Annotated in this window: 12 protein-coding genes; 5 read left to right on the top strand and 7 right to left on the bottom strand. The window is 41.5% G+C overall.

What is annotated here, in order from left to right:
- Positions 1-241: 241 nt before the first annotated feature.
- The 4 genes from ABN702_RS22755 to ABN702_RS22740 all read right to left on the bottom strand — a co-directional run bounded on the left by ABN702_RS22755 (position 242) and on the right by ABN702_RS22740 (position 3,239).
- Positions 242-799 (bottom strand): class D sortase, encoded by a 558-nt coding sequence (locus tag ABN702_RS22755; protein ID WP_417898847.1) that lies wholly within the window; start codon positions 797-799, stop codon positions 242-244.
- Between the two features lie 3 nt (positions 800-802).
- Entirely contained in the window at positions 803-1,741 is a 939-nt protein-coding gene (locus tag ABN702_RS22750; RefSeq protein WP_417898846.1) for a processed acidic surface protein, read from the bottom strand.
- A gap of 130 nt (positions 1,742-1,871) precedes the next feature.
- Positions 1,872-2,921: a YecA family protein gene (locus tag ABN702_RS22745; RefSeq protein ID WP_417898845.1), complete on the bottom strand. Its 1,050-nt coding sequence runs from the start codon at positions 2,919-2,921 to the stop codon at positions 1,872-1,874.
- A 168-nt stretch (positions 2,922-3,089) separates the two neighbouring features.
- On the bottom strand, positions 3,090-3,239 hold the full coding sequence (locus ABN702_RS22740; protein ID WP_417898844.1) for a hypothetical protein: 150 nt from the start codon (positions 3,237-3,239) through the stop codon (positions 3,090-3,092).
- 379 nt (positions 3,240-3,618) lie between these two features.
- Here ABN702_RS22740 and ABN702_RS22735 point away from each other — a divergent pair, with 379 nt between their 5' ends.
- The 3 genes from ABN702_RS22735 to ABN702_RS22725 all read left to right on the top strand — a co-directional run bounded on the left by ABN702_RS22735 (position 3,619) and on the right by ABN702_RS22725 (position 6,730).
- Positions 3,619-4,197, top strand: coding sequence for a DUF5317 domain-containing protein (locus ABN702_RS22735; protein WP_417898843.1), 579 nt, complete (start codon positions 3,619-3,621; stop codon positions 4,195-4,197).
- 392 nt (positions 4,198-4,589) lie between these two features.
- Positions 4,590-6,251, top strand: coding sequence for an HD domain-containing phosphohydrolase (locus ABN702_RS22730; RefSeq protein ID WP_417898842.1), 1,662 nt, complete (start codon positions 4,590-4,592; stop codon positions 6,249-6,251).
- Positions 6,252-6,307: 56 nt separating this feature from the next.
- Entirely contained in the window at positions 6,308-6,730 is a 423-nt protein-coding gene (locus ABN702_RS22725; RefSeq protein WP_417898841.1) for a hypothetical protein, read from the top strand.
- A gap of 60 nt (positions 6,731-6,790) precedes the next feature.
- On the opposite strand, the gene ABN702_RS22720 is transcribed toward ABN702_RS22725, so the two are convergent.
- Positions 6,791-8,575 (bottom strand): cell wall-binding repeat-containing protein, encoded by a 1,785-nt coding sequence (locus ABN702_RS22720; RefSeq protein ID WP_417898840.1) that lies wholly within the window; start codon positions 8,573-8,575, stop codon positions 6,791-6,793.
- A gap of 198 nt (positions 8,576-8,773) precedes the next feature.
- Here ABN702_RS22720 and ABN702_RS22715 point away from each other — a divergent pair, with 198 nt between their 5' ends.
- A complete protein-coding gene (locus ABN702_RS22715; RefSeq protein ID WP_417898839.1) occupies positions 8,774-9,259 on the top strand; it encodes a hypothetical protein in 486 nt (161 codons plus the stop codon).
- A 51-nt stretch (positions 9,260-9,310) separates the two neighbouring features.
- On the opposite strand, the gene ABN702_RS22710 is transcribed toward ABN702_RS22715, so the two are convergent.
- On the bottom strand, positions 9,311-9,811 hold the full coding sequence (locus ABN702_RS22710) for a hypothetical protein (protein WP_417898838.1): 501 nt from the start codon (positions 9,809-9,811) through the stop codon (positions 9,311-9,313).
- Between the two features lie 167 nt (positions 9,812-9,978).
- On the opposite strand from ABN702_RS22710, the gene ABN702_RS22705 reads away from it, so the two are divergent.
- On the top strand, positions 9,979-11,472 hold the full coding sequence (locus ABN702_RS22705; protein WP_417898837.1) for a hypothetical protein: 1,494 nt from the start codon (positions 9,979-9,981) through the stop codon (positions 11,470-11,472).
- 465 nt (positions 11,473-11,937) lie between these two features.
- Here the strand turns inward: ABN702_RS22705 and ABN702_RS22700 are convergent, their stop codons facing one another.
- Positions 11,938-12,978, bottom strand: a complete 1,041-nt coding sequence (locus ABN702_RS22700; RefSeq protein ID WP_417898836.1) for a Gfo/Idh/MocA family protein — start codon at positions 12,976-12,978, stop codon at positions 11,938-11,940.
- Positions 12,979-13,000 lie beyond the last annotated feature (22 nt).

Raw genomic sequence — 13,000 nt, 5'->3', positions numbered from 1 at the left:
CAAATTTAATTTTTTGTGCAGAAACCATGAGTTTTTGTGCATAACGCAAATTAACCTTCACTTGCTAGCATTCGCTCCGATAAAGGATGTAACTCACACAGTATTTTATTATAGTAATTTTTAAACGAACGTTTGATTAAATGCTAGGATAATGGAGCAATAACAATACTTTCATATACACAAAGTGAATTTACCCCTTTTAATTACTATAGAAAGATAATATGACTTCTCCATACTTTAGCTAGTAAATCCGCACTGCCTCCAAAACATATCGCTCTGGGGCACTTCCGATAAACCGAAACGGATAACACGTCGTCACAGTAAGGGTTTCCTTTGGTTTTGGCACAAGGACCGTCGTATCATCCGCCTTCACAATGCGAATCCGCTTAATTTTATAATGATAGCTCTGCCCGCCATTCTCCACGTGAAGCGAATCCCCCAACTCTAACTCCCCCAACCGGCGGAATACTGTATCTCGATGGCCTGAAAGCACGATATTACCATCTTCCCCTGGCAACATGCTATTTGCAACATGGCCGATTCCCTTTTTCAACTCAGCCTCAGAGGCTCCGTGATAGATTGGAATACTCGCCTCCAGTTCAGGAATGGCGAGGTTACCGATCAAATCTCCGACCTCCATCTGCCCCCAGGGATTCTTTACATCCTCCTTATCCTGTAGATCACCTTCATCCCATTCCTCCACAGCCGAATACCCTTGCCAATAGGAAAGACCGCTTCCCACGAACAAAGCGGCCCCAATAATAAATATCACGATAGATGCTATTCGAAGCTTGACCATGGACTACCCTCTTCCAACTGCCAAGGACCGGCGATATAGGATTCCTGCAGCGGCTACAAGCAAGAATCCCAGAGCCATACCCAAACCATACGGGGAGGCAGTATCGGGCATTCTATTATGGTAGAGTTCATCACTCAATTGCACGCCGAGTTGTCCGAGATGGATCAATTCTTTTCCTGTTTGTTGAACATAGGCAGGAGAAATAATCTGGTCATTCATTTGTGCAGTGGCCAAAAGCTCTCCCTCCTGGTTAAAAAGCTCCAAATGCACCGTTTTCCCTTCCAACCATCCAGGCTGCAAAAGCTGTTCCTGCGTGATTGCCTCTTTATTTTCACGACTTTCCATATGAAGATTAGCGGTTACGTCAAACGCATTCATAAAATCTGTCCAGAGCGAAAATATCTTTTCCACGGAGTTCGGTTCTTCTTCAACCTTTTGCTCCAGCAACTCCAGTTCCGCCTGCAAGACTTCATTCGGCAAGCCAAGGATATGCTGGAATATCAGTCGTGCTTCCTCTGCCTGAAAGCCGACGGAAACAAGGAAATCCTCCGCCCTTGCAACCTCCTCTTCATGCGTCAGGTAAAAATCCACTGCAATTTCAAGGTCCTCCAAGAAGGTATAGTCCTGTACCTTTTCTCCAAACCTCGATAGCAGGATTTCCAGCTCTTCCTCCGTCAGATTGTAGGAGTCGAGCATTCCATGGAGAATTTCTTTATTGATGGGGGTTCCCAGCTCTGACTGCAGATGCTCTATATCACGGAAATCATCCAGGCTTACTTCATAAAACTTTAAATAAGTATCCAAATCATGTCGGGTCCATCCGATTTCCTTCAGATAATTGTCAACTTCATTCTCTGTTGGCGCAGCAAGTACAGACCCGGGAGTTCCCGCTATAGAAATAGCCAAAACCAACATAGAAATCATGGCAACAAAACGCTTCATCAAAACGTCCTCCTCTTTATCGTCGCATTCTTTCCCCTAGTTTGACCAAAATATGGTGGAAATATGTAGCAGCGCAAAGAAAAAAGCTCTGAATCTACCTTATGGTAAAATCAGAGCTTCTTCACAGATTTTATTGCAATGCAGCTTCGATATCCTGTTGGAAAGTCTGGATGACAGGCTGTAGAACCTCATCGAGTTTGCGGTATGTGGAGGAAACACTTCCAGGGGAAATGCCGAATTCCTCGGATAACGACTTTTGCGTTTCGACCTGCTCCTGCATGAATTGCACATCCAGGAAATAGATTAAGGCCGCGGCATAGTTCGGTTCATTCCGGATAGCAGGACTCTCCTTCATGCAATAGACGGACCAGAGCATATGGGCGAATTCCTGAAATCTTTTTGGGTATCTGCGCTTTTCAGCCGCCTCCACAAAAAGCTCCAACACCTTTTCCTGGGCTTCATTTTGTACAGGCAGTTCCTGTACATCCTCTTCTGATAATTCAAATTCGATGACATGCCCAGCCAGTGTCGGGAACATGGAACAGACTTGTTCTTTAGACAAGTTTTCCTTTTCAAGAAGAAGCTGCAGCTTTTCCTCAATGCGGATAGCCTCCAACGTCCCTCTTTCGAACGTGGACATGAAGACGACCTGTGCATCTTGAAACGGTACAAACATCCCCACAACCAGCTCGTTCTTGCTTAGGCCTTCTTCTCGTTCAATGAATTTGACTTTGACTTTCTCGCTTGTAAAACAGTCTTCCATCGTGTATTGGGCACTACGAACATTGGATACCTTATATACAGAAGGCTGGGCTGTCTGCCAGCTCTCCGCCCACTCCTTCACTTGAGGACGAGAGAATTTATGCTCGTTTCCTTTTACAAATTCCTGCACAATGGTCTGTCCGCTCTCACGCACGACTGTGAACATATACCAAAGGTGGACAATTTCCTGGTAGGCTTCTTTTTTATCCTGATCCAGTTCGAATTTATGTACATGCTTGCTCGCTGCCTCTTCCAACTCACAGGCATATTTATCGTATGCATAACGCATGATATCAATCTGAAGTGCCATCAGTTCCGACTCCAGCACTTTCTCAAAACTTGCTTCCTGCTCTTTTTCACAACACTTCTTATACTTTCTTCCGCTTCCGCAAGGACACGGGTCGTTTCTTCCAATCATCCAATCACCTTACACTTTTAGTAGATTCTAAGTTGTATAGGCATCTGCCATTAAACACAACGTTTCTCATTTTATCATAGATTAAGGATTGGTGTAGATCTTGGACATTTGTAAAAAACGGAAAAACACCGCTATCCTAAGCGGTGTTCTCCCAAATTACGAATCTATTTATTTGATAAGCATTTGCAGCTTTTCTCTCATTTCATTAACAAGCTCAATCATGGAGATGTTCTCACGTTCCATCCCTTGCTGATAGGCATACTGTAGAACCTTGATGATTTCATCCTGGCTTTCGATATTTTTAAAATAATCGTTCATTTGATTTTTATTCACCGCCTGTCTATTTACAAATTATAAAACAATTTTACTAGATTTCTAAAAAATGGCAATAAAAATTTGTGATTTTTTGTATATTTTTAATAATCTTAGTTCAATTTAATTTTTACTTATGTTTGTTGAATACCTCATAGCAATTTATTTAAACCAGTTTTGAAGAGTTTTTCTTCATTTTCAGCTATTCTTACCGATAATATGTTTATAGATTACAAATTCCTTCAAGATATTTGAAATTAACTCGTAAAATATTACTATCTTTTGTGAAAAACTTGAAAATTATGAATTTTTTTGTTAGAAATTAGATGATATTGTATTTTAGACGAACACCTCTTCACATAATTCCAATATTCGGAGGATTAATATGGTATATGATGGGATTATTATCGCTTTAATTGTAGGTCTTTTTCGAGGTGGAAATTTCAAAGGGTTAGCAGATATGAAATTAAAACAGGCTTGGGTCTTTCCTGTATTATTGATGATTCAAATTGCTGTTTATATCTTGCAGAACAAAGTTCCCGCGCTTGGATTGTACAGTAATACTATTTTCATACTGGTTTATATTGTAGGTTTGTATTTTCTTTGGCTGAACCGCCATCACCCTGGATTTTTCATCATCTTTATTGGAGTATTATTAAATTTCCTTGTTATGGCATTCAATGGTGGAAGAATGCCGGTTTCATTAGAAGCCAGCTCAGTACTTGACCCCAGCTTTATAGAAGCTTTAAAAACCGGTCTTTATGGAAAACATGCAGCAATCACAGAATCTACCAGACTAGCATTTCTAGGAGATATCATTCCATTATCTGCACCGTACCCCCGTGAACAAATTATCAGCATTGGCGATGTAATTATGAATATAGGCGTTTTCTTCTTCATCCAATACTTAATGCTAGGGAAAATAGCTAAGAATCCCACTCCTCAAGTAACCACAACAAACTGATTCCCATTGTGCTAGTTGAAGGGAGGTGACAAAATGAACGCACGTACAAAAACTGCAATCATTAACCTTTTTGTGATTGGTTCTGTAATTGTAGCTTTAACATCAGGCTTTAGACTTATATAATAAACATAAAGAGGAACGATCGTTGATTATTCCTCTTTATTAATTAAAAAAAGAGTGTGATTTTAGTGGAAAGTGGAAACATATTCAATAGAATTTCAAGTATTTACCTCATTGTCGTTTCGGCATTAGGCTTTGGCATATTTATTTTACATGCCGACTTCCCTATATACTCCTTACCTGAGTGGGTAATGTTTTATTCATTAGTTGGTGCACTTTTACTTTTATACCATTTCATTATTCCATTGCCTCCAAAAGGAAATTCCATATCCATGGATTCTGCTATTTACTTAGCGGTTTTATTTCTTTATGGAGTAGAAACTACCCTCCACTTATTATTCCTATGTAACATTATTTTTTCCATATGGAACAGACATATTGTTTGGTGGAAACATTTTTTTAATTTCTCCATCTATTCCATTATGATTATCTCTGCTCATTACAGCTTCTTATGGTCAGGTGGTATTCAGAGTAGTGAAAGCACCTCTATGCTCCCTTTCACTGTATCTTTAACTGTTTATTTTTTACTTAATGTCTTATTGATTTGGATGTATTTTATTCTTTCACAATCTCAATCCATTAAAGAAACACTTCACTCTTATTTTTCTAAGGGCGTCGTTATTGAATCTTTAATAAGTTATGGTAGCACACTTGTATTATCTATAATTCTTACAATTCTTTTAAAAGAAGAGCAATTTTTTGGTCTATTCCTTTTTACTATTCTGTCTGTTCTATTATCCTTTGCTTTTCAGAAATTCTTTGAACTATTTAAAGAGTCTGAGGAAAGAGCAAACAAAGACTTCCTGACCAACCTTTTTAATCACGGTTATTTTAAACTTAAATTAGACGAAACCTATAAAAGCCTTGGGAGTAATGAAACCTTTAGCATTGCATTATTAGATATCGACGATTTCAAAAAATACAATGATCAGAACGGCCATCTGCAAGGTGATGAGTTGTTACGGTTCATTGGGCAATTTTTAATCAATAAAACCAAGCTGACCCCTTATACGCCTGCACGATACGGTGGAGAGGAGTTCGCCATTCTATTTCCAGATGTTACAAAGGATGAAGCCAGCGTATTTTTGAATAAAATCCGCAAGGACTTCAACGATACACCCTTTAAAGGTGCGGACGACCTACCATTGAAATGCTTGTCCTTCTCGGCCGGGATTACAGAGTACGAGCCTGGGACCTATAATTCTACAGAGCTTTTGAATAAAGCGGATAAGGCGCTCTATTATGCGAAGGCCCAAGGGAAAAACAATGTTCAGATCTATTATGAAGAGGCGGATGTTTATCAGAATAACTTGTATCTGGTAAAGGAAATCGAGAATCTTGAACAGCAATTGCAGATTTTCCTTCCTAAAGATGTGTACACCTATCAGCATAGCAAACGAGTATTTAAATATGCCATGGACTTCAGCAAAAAGCTTGAGCTGAGCGATCATGAGAAACAGACGCTTATCCTTGGTGCATTGATTCACGATATCGGGAAAGTGGAAATCCCACGAGATATCATCAATAAAAAAGGAAAGCTTGATCCTCATGAGTGGGAGATTATGAAAAAGCACGTACTTTGGGGGAAAGAGATTGTTTCCACTACGAAGAAGTACGAAGAGCTGCTCCCATTGGTCGAGTTGCATCACGAACGCTTTGACGGAAAAGGATATCCTTCTGGCCTTCGAGGCAATAACATTCCAAAGCTTGCCCGAATCCTCTGTCTCATTGATTCGTTTGATGCCATGACTACCGAGCGCCCTTATCAGCCTACTAAAACTTTTAGTGAGGCTTTTGCAGAGCTTCGCCGCTGTAGCGGAAGTCAATTTGACCCACAATATGTGGAACCGTTCATCGAAGTCATACAGGAAAAATTCCCTGCCCTTTCAAAAAAGGAAAGGCTGGAGGAAGAACCAAAACAAGCAGCGCAATGATAAATTTGCGCTGCTTTCTATTATTTTATATAGTAATTGGGAGAGAAGGTGATTAGATGAAGCTAATGAAAGGTTTGCTTATAACTGTAATTATTCTTGGTGCAATAGGGGCTGCATGCTACTACTTCATCAATAAGTATATCGAGGATAGAGCTGTTGAATATGTGGAGCAGGATTTAGATGACAACAATATTGCTATGGCACGGGAATATGTAGACAACGCCCCCTCCTTGAAAGCTTATATTTCAGAAGGTGCGGACGCCAACCTCGAGGAATTGCCGTTTCAGACGAGAGAGGAAGCGACAAGGGTAGTGATGAAAAAGCTGAGCCTCCAGGAAATACAGGCTATCCAGGCAAAAGCGGCCGACGGAATGACAGATGCGGAAGCGATGGAGCTTGCGGATACCTTTGAGGAAAAATTGACGGATGAAGAGCTATTGGCATTGAAGGCTATAATTTATAAAGAGCTGTATGAATAAGATCTTAAAAAGAGGTTTGACATTTTTCCTATTGTCGAACCTCTTTATATATATAAACAACTATCTTAATAAATTATTCACGGCTTTATCGCTTACAGCACCTCGTCCACCTAATACATGAAAAGTATCAAGTTGCTTTGAACGTATTAGATTTGTAATTTCGGGACGAACCTGATCATCAATAAGCAAGATTGAAGAATTGTTTTTCGCAGCTAGAACAGAGCCTGTCAGCGCATCTGCAAAATTTTGACCAGTTGCATTATATACTATTTCTGTAGGCATATTCAACTGTTTGATAATTTCGACTGAGGTGACATAACGATTTGCACCTCTAATTCTAATCGAGCCCTTTGGAAGCTGGCTAAATGTTTTATCGCTAACTGCAGCAGTACCTCCCACTACAATGGCTTTCCCAATTTTAGCATCTGTAATTGCCTGGGATGTTGAACTGTTTAAACTGTTTGTATCAGTTAATAAGATTGGATAGCCGTTCTTGGCAGCATACGGAGCAATAGCAAGTGCATCGGGAAAATTCTTTCCGTAAGCAACAATGGCTTGCTCCGGACTCCCACCTAATTCTTCCGCTATTAATCTAGCTGTTTCATAGCGGGTAGCTCCACCAATACGGTCTACTATTGCAACTCCTGCTTTCTTTAGGCTTGATTCCACATTTTCTGAAACGGCACTTTTTCCTCCAAGGATAATCACCTTTTGGGCACCTAATTCTATTATTCTAGCTTTCGTTTTTTCATTTAGTGATGCTTGCTTTGTCAAGAGGATCGGTGCATCCAGCTTATATGCCAAAGGAGCACCAGCCAGCGCATCTGGAAAATCTTCTGACCTTGCTAAAATTACTGTATCTGCTTTATCCCATCCCTGCTTGGATATCTCTATAGCTGTCTCAAATCGATCAGGCCCAGATATTCTTTTACCAAAAGGAGCAAGGTATGGTGATGCAACAAAGCCACTGTTTGATTGATTCTTAGTTATTATAGGATACCAAACAAAGTGATTATAATTGTTATTGGACTGATCAAAAGAAAAAGTATCGTCTACGGTGACAACTTCTCTCTCTAATTTCCCTTTTAGATTCGATTTACTGATTGGTAATTCTCTCAGGCTCGCTCCAGCCGTTGACACGACTAAATCATTTTTATCAAACTTTTGGCGAGTGGACTGCAAAGGGCCAGCTAATTTATACGAAAGCTTTCGAAAGCCGATCGTTCCATTATCCCGATAAATTAAATCTTCAAGTTTAACCTCGTCCAAACCTAAATTTAAAGGTAAATCCAAGTTGTTCTCATAGACCCAACGGAATACTTTATCTTGATATGTATTCGTATTCCTTGAGCCATCATTTTGAAATCTTGGACTGTTCTTTTGGACCAATCCATTATAGGCCATAACAGCAAAGTACCAGTTTTCCAATTTATCTCTGTCTCCATCATTTAACACTGGAATAACAGAACCGCTATATCCAAATTTATCATTTAAAATGGTAACTCCCGAGGCAATATTATAAGCGATATCAGAATGTAATCTCTCTTCATCCAGATTGTATTCATTCTCCGGATCTGTTACCTGCATGATGCCTATTCCACCATCTTCAGATATGAGGGTCTCTCCATCCTCACAGTGTATCCAACCGAAAGCTTCCACAAATGCGATTGCCTTTACGATTTCTGGTGGCACATCCTGCTTAAGAGCTTCAGATGTTAGCATTCTATCGATATCTCCATTGGAAGGTTGTTTGCACCCACTAGTACTGGATTGTTCTGCTGAAATTGCAGGCGGAAAAACCAGTAATATACTCATAATTAAGATTGCGAACCTATTCTTCTTCATTTTTTTCCCCCTCTTATAAGACTCTTCTAATATATTATCAATAGATTTGGAATAAATCACTAATTTTCCCAAATACCTGGATGATAATGTAAATTTTGTGCAGGAGAGAATAATTGATAAATGAAGACAAGAGAACAAGCACTTTCCAAAGGGTCACATATATTAACTCTAGATTTCAATAAATAAGGAGGTTTATATGTGTCCTTATATTTCGAATGGATAAAAAGCTCCGGCTCCTATGTTCCTTATGGCTGTAAGGAGCCGCGATTATATTTTGACCAAATAAAAGAACCCTTACATGTCCCGTTAGATTCCCTCGTGGAAATCTTAATGCTGGAAGTTACCATCGACTCAGCCAAGGAAAGAGTATGGCTGGACTCCAAGGTGAACCTGAAGATGGAAACGGGAATATCTTCTGAATACAGCATACTTTGCGAGTTCTCTTTATGGAGAAACTCCACTTTACTCGCTACAGAAAAGTTTGCCTTAACCAATCAGATTGGGAAGGAAGGCAAGGTGAAAACACTGATGATTTCCGTAGGCATCTCGTGTACTGATGATTTGCTGCCTCCCGGAAATTATACGTATACGCTAAAGGTTCGACGCCTTGAAGACGTTGAGGAGAATGTCTCAAACTTCGAGGTAAAAGATAGAGGGTTAAATGCGGTTGTGTTCCTGCAGTGAAAAGCCCTTATCAGGTTTAGAAATTCACCAGATTTTGGCGAGTTTGCTTATTTAGAGGCGATCTAACACTAAGAATTTCACACCCGTTAAGAAGGCTATCGCTAAAAGCATATTTCTCCAATTTATCCGGATCCGGCCTTCTCTCGGCTGCACCACTCCCATCGCAATAATGCTACAGAACCACTTGCTGTCTGTCCACCGCTTCTTAATAGGAATGATTCCAGCCTCTTCCGCTTCCCGCTTTTTATTTTCATTTCTTGCCCAGAGCAGGATGATTACGATGTCTAATATAGAAGCCAATACCATGGCAGTTGCTGCAATATGGTCAGGAATATCCCAGAGGGGCTTTCTGTTTGCCACTTTCTCTTCTTGTATTTTCTTAGTTTCTTCCATGTTTACTTGAAAAGTCTCAGTGAATTTTTCTGAGTTGCCTTCAATAATGATGTTTGCCGTACTGGCGAAATAAATGACTGCGAGAATAATGAGGGCGTAGCCGCTAAAGAACAGGAGTGGTAGATGCTTGGAAGAAAGTATCATATTACTCTTTTTCATATTAAAATCCCCCTTCAGTTTCCATACCTTTATTTTACAAGGAAAAAATATCCTTAAACTGATTCAGTTGTTACAATATTTCAACCATAATTTCTGGGGTTGGTTTAACCTTATAAAGCTGCTGGGTATGTAATCATTATCAAAGCAAGCTTGAGGAGGAAGAATAGATGGCTGGACACCGTAAAGAAATGATTGGTTCTTATTTAACAGAGCAGGAAGCGATGGATAAAATCAATTGGTTGAAGGAGGAAGGCTATCGCTCCGAGGAAATCTTCCTTATCAGGGATCTGAGTGGTGTGGTGGAGCCTTTACAGGAAAACCCTTCTGATGAGCTTACTTCTCATGAGCACCATGGTGGCGGAATGATGAACCACTCCAATATGGATCCTTTCCATGCTTCCAATTCAATTGAAAGAACCTTCTTCCGTGGCTCTCGTGAAGATGGTGTCGCTTCATCCCTGATGGAGATGGGCATTGAGAGAGAGGAAGCATATCGTTATGAGTATGATGTGAAGGTTGGGAAAGTCCTTATTTTAACGGATAGTGGGAACAGAACAGTTTCACAGGACCATAGCCGTCTAGATCGTTATCGTACGGAGGAGGAGCCTGCCTTGCAGTTTGGGGAAAAAGAAGCGATTAAGGAACCTATCGAACCTGTGGAAAATCCTGCAGAAGAAAGCTCCAACTCCTGGAGTGTCAACAGGCCTTTGACAGATGACAATATTGATATTAATAGACCACTAGATGAAATGATGATGAATTCCTGGAATGAAGGACGTCATGAGGAAGCTGGTGCGTTGGAACAGCTTGATGAGGAGTACCGTGCGGCAGAGACACCTTACCCCAGGATGCATGGCGAAGGGCACCGAGCATCTGATTCAGTCGATCCTATCCAAGAGGAAAATCACGAAAAGCCTCTCTTCACAGCAAAAGGACATTCTCATACTCCTAACGAGGATGCTGATAACAGCACTATTGAGGCTACAGAGGATTATGACAAGCTCTTATATGAGCATGGGCAACCGTTTCCTATGGAGAAAAAAGATGCGGAAGAGGACAACTATGATAGCAGTGTGATAAACAAGCACTCTTCCGAAATGGGACACTTGGAGAAGGATGTGAAACTTGAGCGGGATCTTTTTGAAGAGCAAGGGAGTACGACTAATCCCCCTCTTCATGCTCATCAGCAGCGAGGTTATTTCTCTTCTGAACAGGATGTCACTCCTGAAACGGAATTTCCACAGGATAAGGTGCTTGGATATGAAACGGGTCATATGCAGCAAGAGCCTGTATCCACTCAAAATGAATTCAATCACGAGGACCGATTGCTTGAAGAGGAAGGCCCGCTTATTTCTGATAGAGTCGAAGCGGAGTATACTCCGAATCTGATGGATTATGAGCAGGGCCACGAGCCGATGCCTTCCGGACAGTTGGAGCCTGGCAATGATTATGTCAGTGATGATCCTTCGTACATGGAAGAGGAGCCAATGTTCAGAGACGAGGCAACACTTGGGGAAACACAGCATTCTTCGCTATTTGAGGAAGAGGAAGAGGAAGAGGAGGAGCACTACTCGTCTGAAAGAAAGCCGAGCGCTCTGAACAGGAAGAAAGGTCTTTTAAATGATAAAGGGAACGATCCTTTTAAGCCGTATCGTAGATAAATGGAATAGGTAGAGGCAAGCAGTCTTCTGGCGTGGTGTCAGGAGGCTGTTTTTTCTTTGTGTATAGGTTGTTGCTGGGGAGACGGATGTTTGGCTCGACGGGCGTTGTATAATTTCTAATTTTTGTAAAGTGGACAGATAATGTGGTGGCTTGGATCGATTCAAGGGGATTTCCGATCGATTCCGGCGGAAAGTGGATCGATTACTGCTCGTTTTGGACAGATTAACATTGTTTTTCGCTAGATTACTGTTTTCTCGCCCCACTTTCATAGGTTAAATGAGCAGCCTCCCCCTCATTAAAACATAAAAATGGCCCCACCACCCAAAAACTTCATTATGGTGCGGAGGCTTGCAAAAACCTAAAACAAAATTACCTATTTTTAATAAAAACCGGTCTGCCCCTCACAAATTGCTAGTCGACATAACAACAGGGGCCAGACCCCCATTGTTATGTCAACTCCACCATCAACCCAACTTAATGCTAGTCCCCGTCTCACTACTACGGTAGATGGCGTCGATGATTTGGGAGGTTTGCATGGCTTGCTGTGGCTTGACGATGAGTTCTTCAAGGCCAAGGCAGCTGTTGATGAAGTTTAGTGCTTGTGGGAGGCTTGGGTCGTCCTCTCCAGGTACCCAGCCAGCTTCCGTATTGAGGAGCATTCCGTGTTTCATCTGGTTCAGATGGAATGGGAACAGGTCGACTCCTCCCTCCATTCCTGAGATGCTGACACTTTCCTCATCACCTTTTACGTTTGCTGACCAGGAGGTTTCAAAGAGCATCGATGCTCCGCCCTCGAATTTTATGTAGGCTGTAACATGGTCATCCACTTCGAATGTTTCGTGGCTGAAGCTCCCCCACTGGTTTACTTGGCCAGGGATCTTGCTCAGTTCATTATAAGCGGTGCCAAGCACTTCCACCGGCTTTGGATTGCCTAGTAGCCATAAGGATAGATCCAGCAGGTGGCAGCCGTAGTCGATCAGGCTTCCGCCGCCCTGCAGCTCTTTATTGGTAAATACGCCCCACCCAGGAACTTTACGGCGGCGCATCCCTCTTGCACGGGCGACTATCGGCTTTCCGATTTCCTTTTCATCGACTAAGCGCTTCGCAGCAATCGATTCTTTCATAAAGCGGTAATGGTAGGCAATCGCCAGCTGCTTGCCCGATTTTTCTGCCGCCTGGATCATGCTTTCGCATTCATCCGGTGTCATAGCCATCGGCTTTTCGCAAAATACATGAAGCCCTGCTTCCAACGCTGCAATCGTGATTTCCGCGTGGAACTTATTCGGTGTACAAATCGTTACCGCGTCGACTTCTGAAAACATGTCTGCATAATGAGGAAACACTTTCTCGATGCCGAACTTCTCAGCAACAAGATTTGCCGTTGCTTCATTCACATCACTGATCGCTTCGATCACCACTTTGTCCGCCAATTTCAAGAAAGTAGGAATATGACGCCCCTGCGCAATTCCACCCACTCCGATAATTCCCATACGTAGCTTTTCCATAACCTAGCACCCCATCTTTTTT

It is taken from the genome of Bacillus haimaensis (genome assembly GCF_048270625.1).
GTDB classification, from domain to species: domain Bacteria; phylum Bacillota; class Bacilli; order Bacillales; family Bacillaceae_I; genus Sutcliffiella_A; species Sutcliffiella_A haimaensis.
Note: the sequence above shows the minus strand (reverse complement) of the source record. Positions and strands in the feature narration are given on the sequence as shown.

What these genes read in the sequence shown, in the direction of transcription:
- ABN702_RS22730 (WP_417898842.1), top strand. Translation starts at nt 4,590, where the DNA reads ATGGATTCTGCTATTTACTTAGCGGTTTTATTTCTTTATGGAGTAGAA.
- ABN702_RS22700 (WP_417898836.1), bottom strand. Translation starts at nt 12,978, where the DNA reads ATGGAAAAGCTACGTATGGGAATTATCGGAGTGGGTGGAATTGCGCAG.
- ABN702_RS22705 (WP_417898837.1), top strand. Translation starts at nt 9,979, where the DNA reads ATGGCTGGACACCGTAAAGAAATGATTGGTTCTTATTTAACAGAGCAG.
- ABN702_RS22735 (WP_417898843.1), top strand. Translation starts at nt 3,619, where the DNA reads ATGGTATATGATGGGATTATTATCGCTTTAATTGTAGGTCTTTTTCGA.
- ABN702_RS22750 (WP_417898846.1), bottom strand. Translation starts at nt 1,741, where the DNA reads ATGAAGCGTTTTGTTGCCATGATTTCTATGTTGGTTTTGGCTATTTCT.
- ABN702_RS22740 (WP_417898844.1), bottom strand. Translation starts at nt 3,239, where the DNA reads ATGAACGATTATTTTAAAAATATCGAAAGCCAGGATGAAATCATCAAG.
- ABN702_RS22720 (WP_417898840.1), bottom strand. Translation starts at nt 8,575, where the DNA reads ATGAAGAAGAATAGGTTCGCAATCTTAATTATGAGTATATTACTGGTT.
- ABN702_RS22745 (WP_417898845.1), bottom strand. Translation starts at nt 2,921, where the DNA reads ATGATTGGAAGAAACGACCCGTGTCCTTGCGGAAGCGGAAGAAAGTAT.
- ABN702_RS22710 (WP_417898838.1), bottom strand. Translation starts at nt 9,811, where the DNA reads ATGAAAAAGAGTAATATGATACTTTCTTCCAAGCATCTACCACTCCTG.
- ABN702_RS22725 (WP_417898841.1), top strand. Translation starts at nt 6,308, where the DNA reads ATGAAGCTAATGAAAGGTTTGCTTATAACTGTAATTATTCTTGGTGCA.
- ABN702_RS22755 (WP_417898847.1), bottom strand. Translation starts at nt 799, where the DNA reads ATGGTCAAGCTTCGAATAGCATCTATCGTGATATTTATTATTGGGGCC.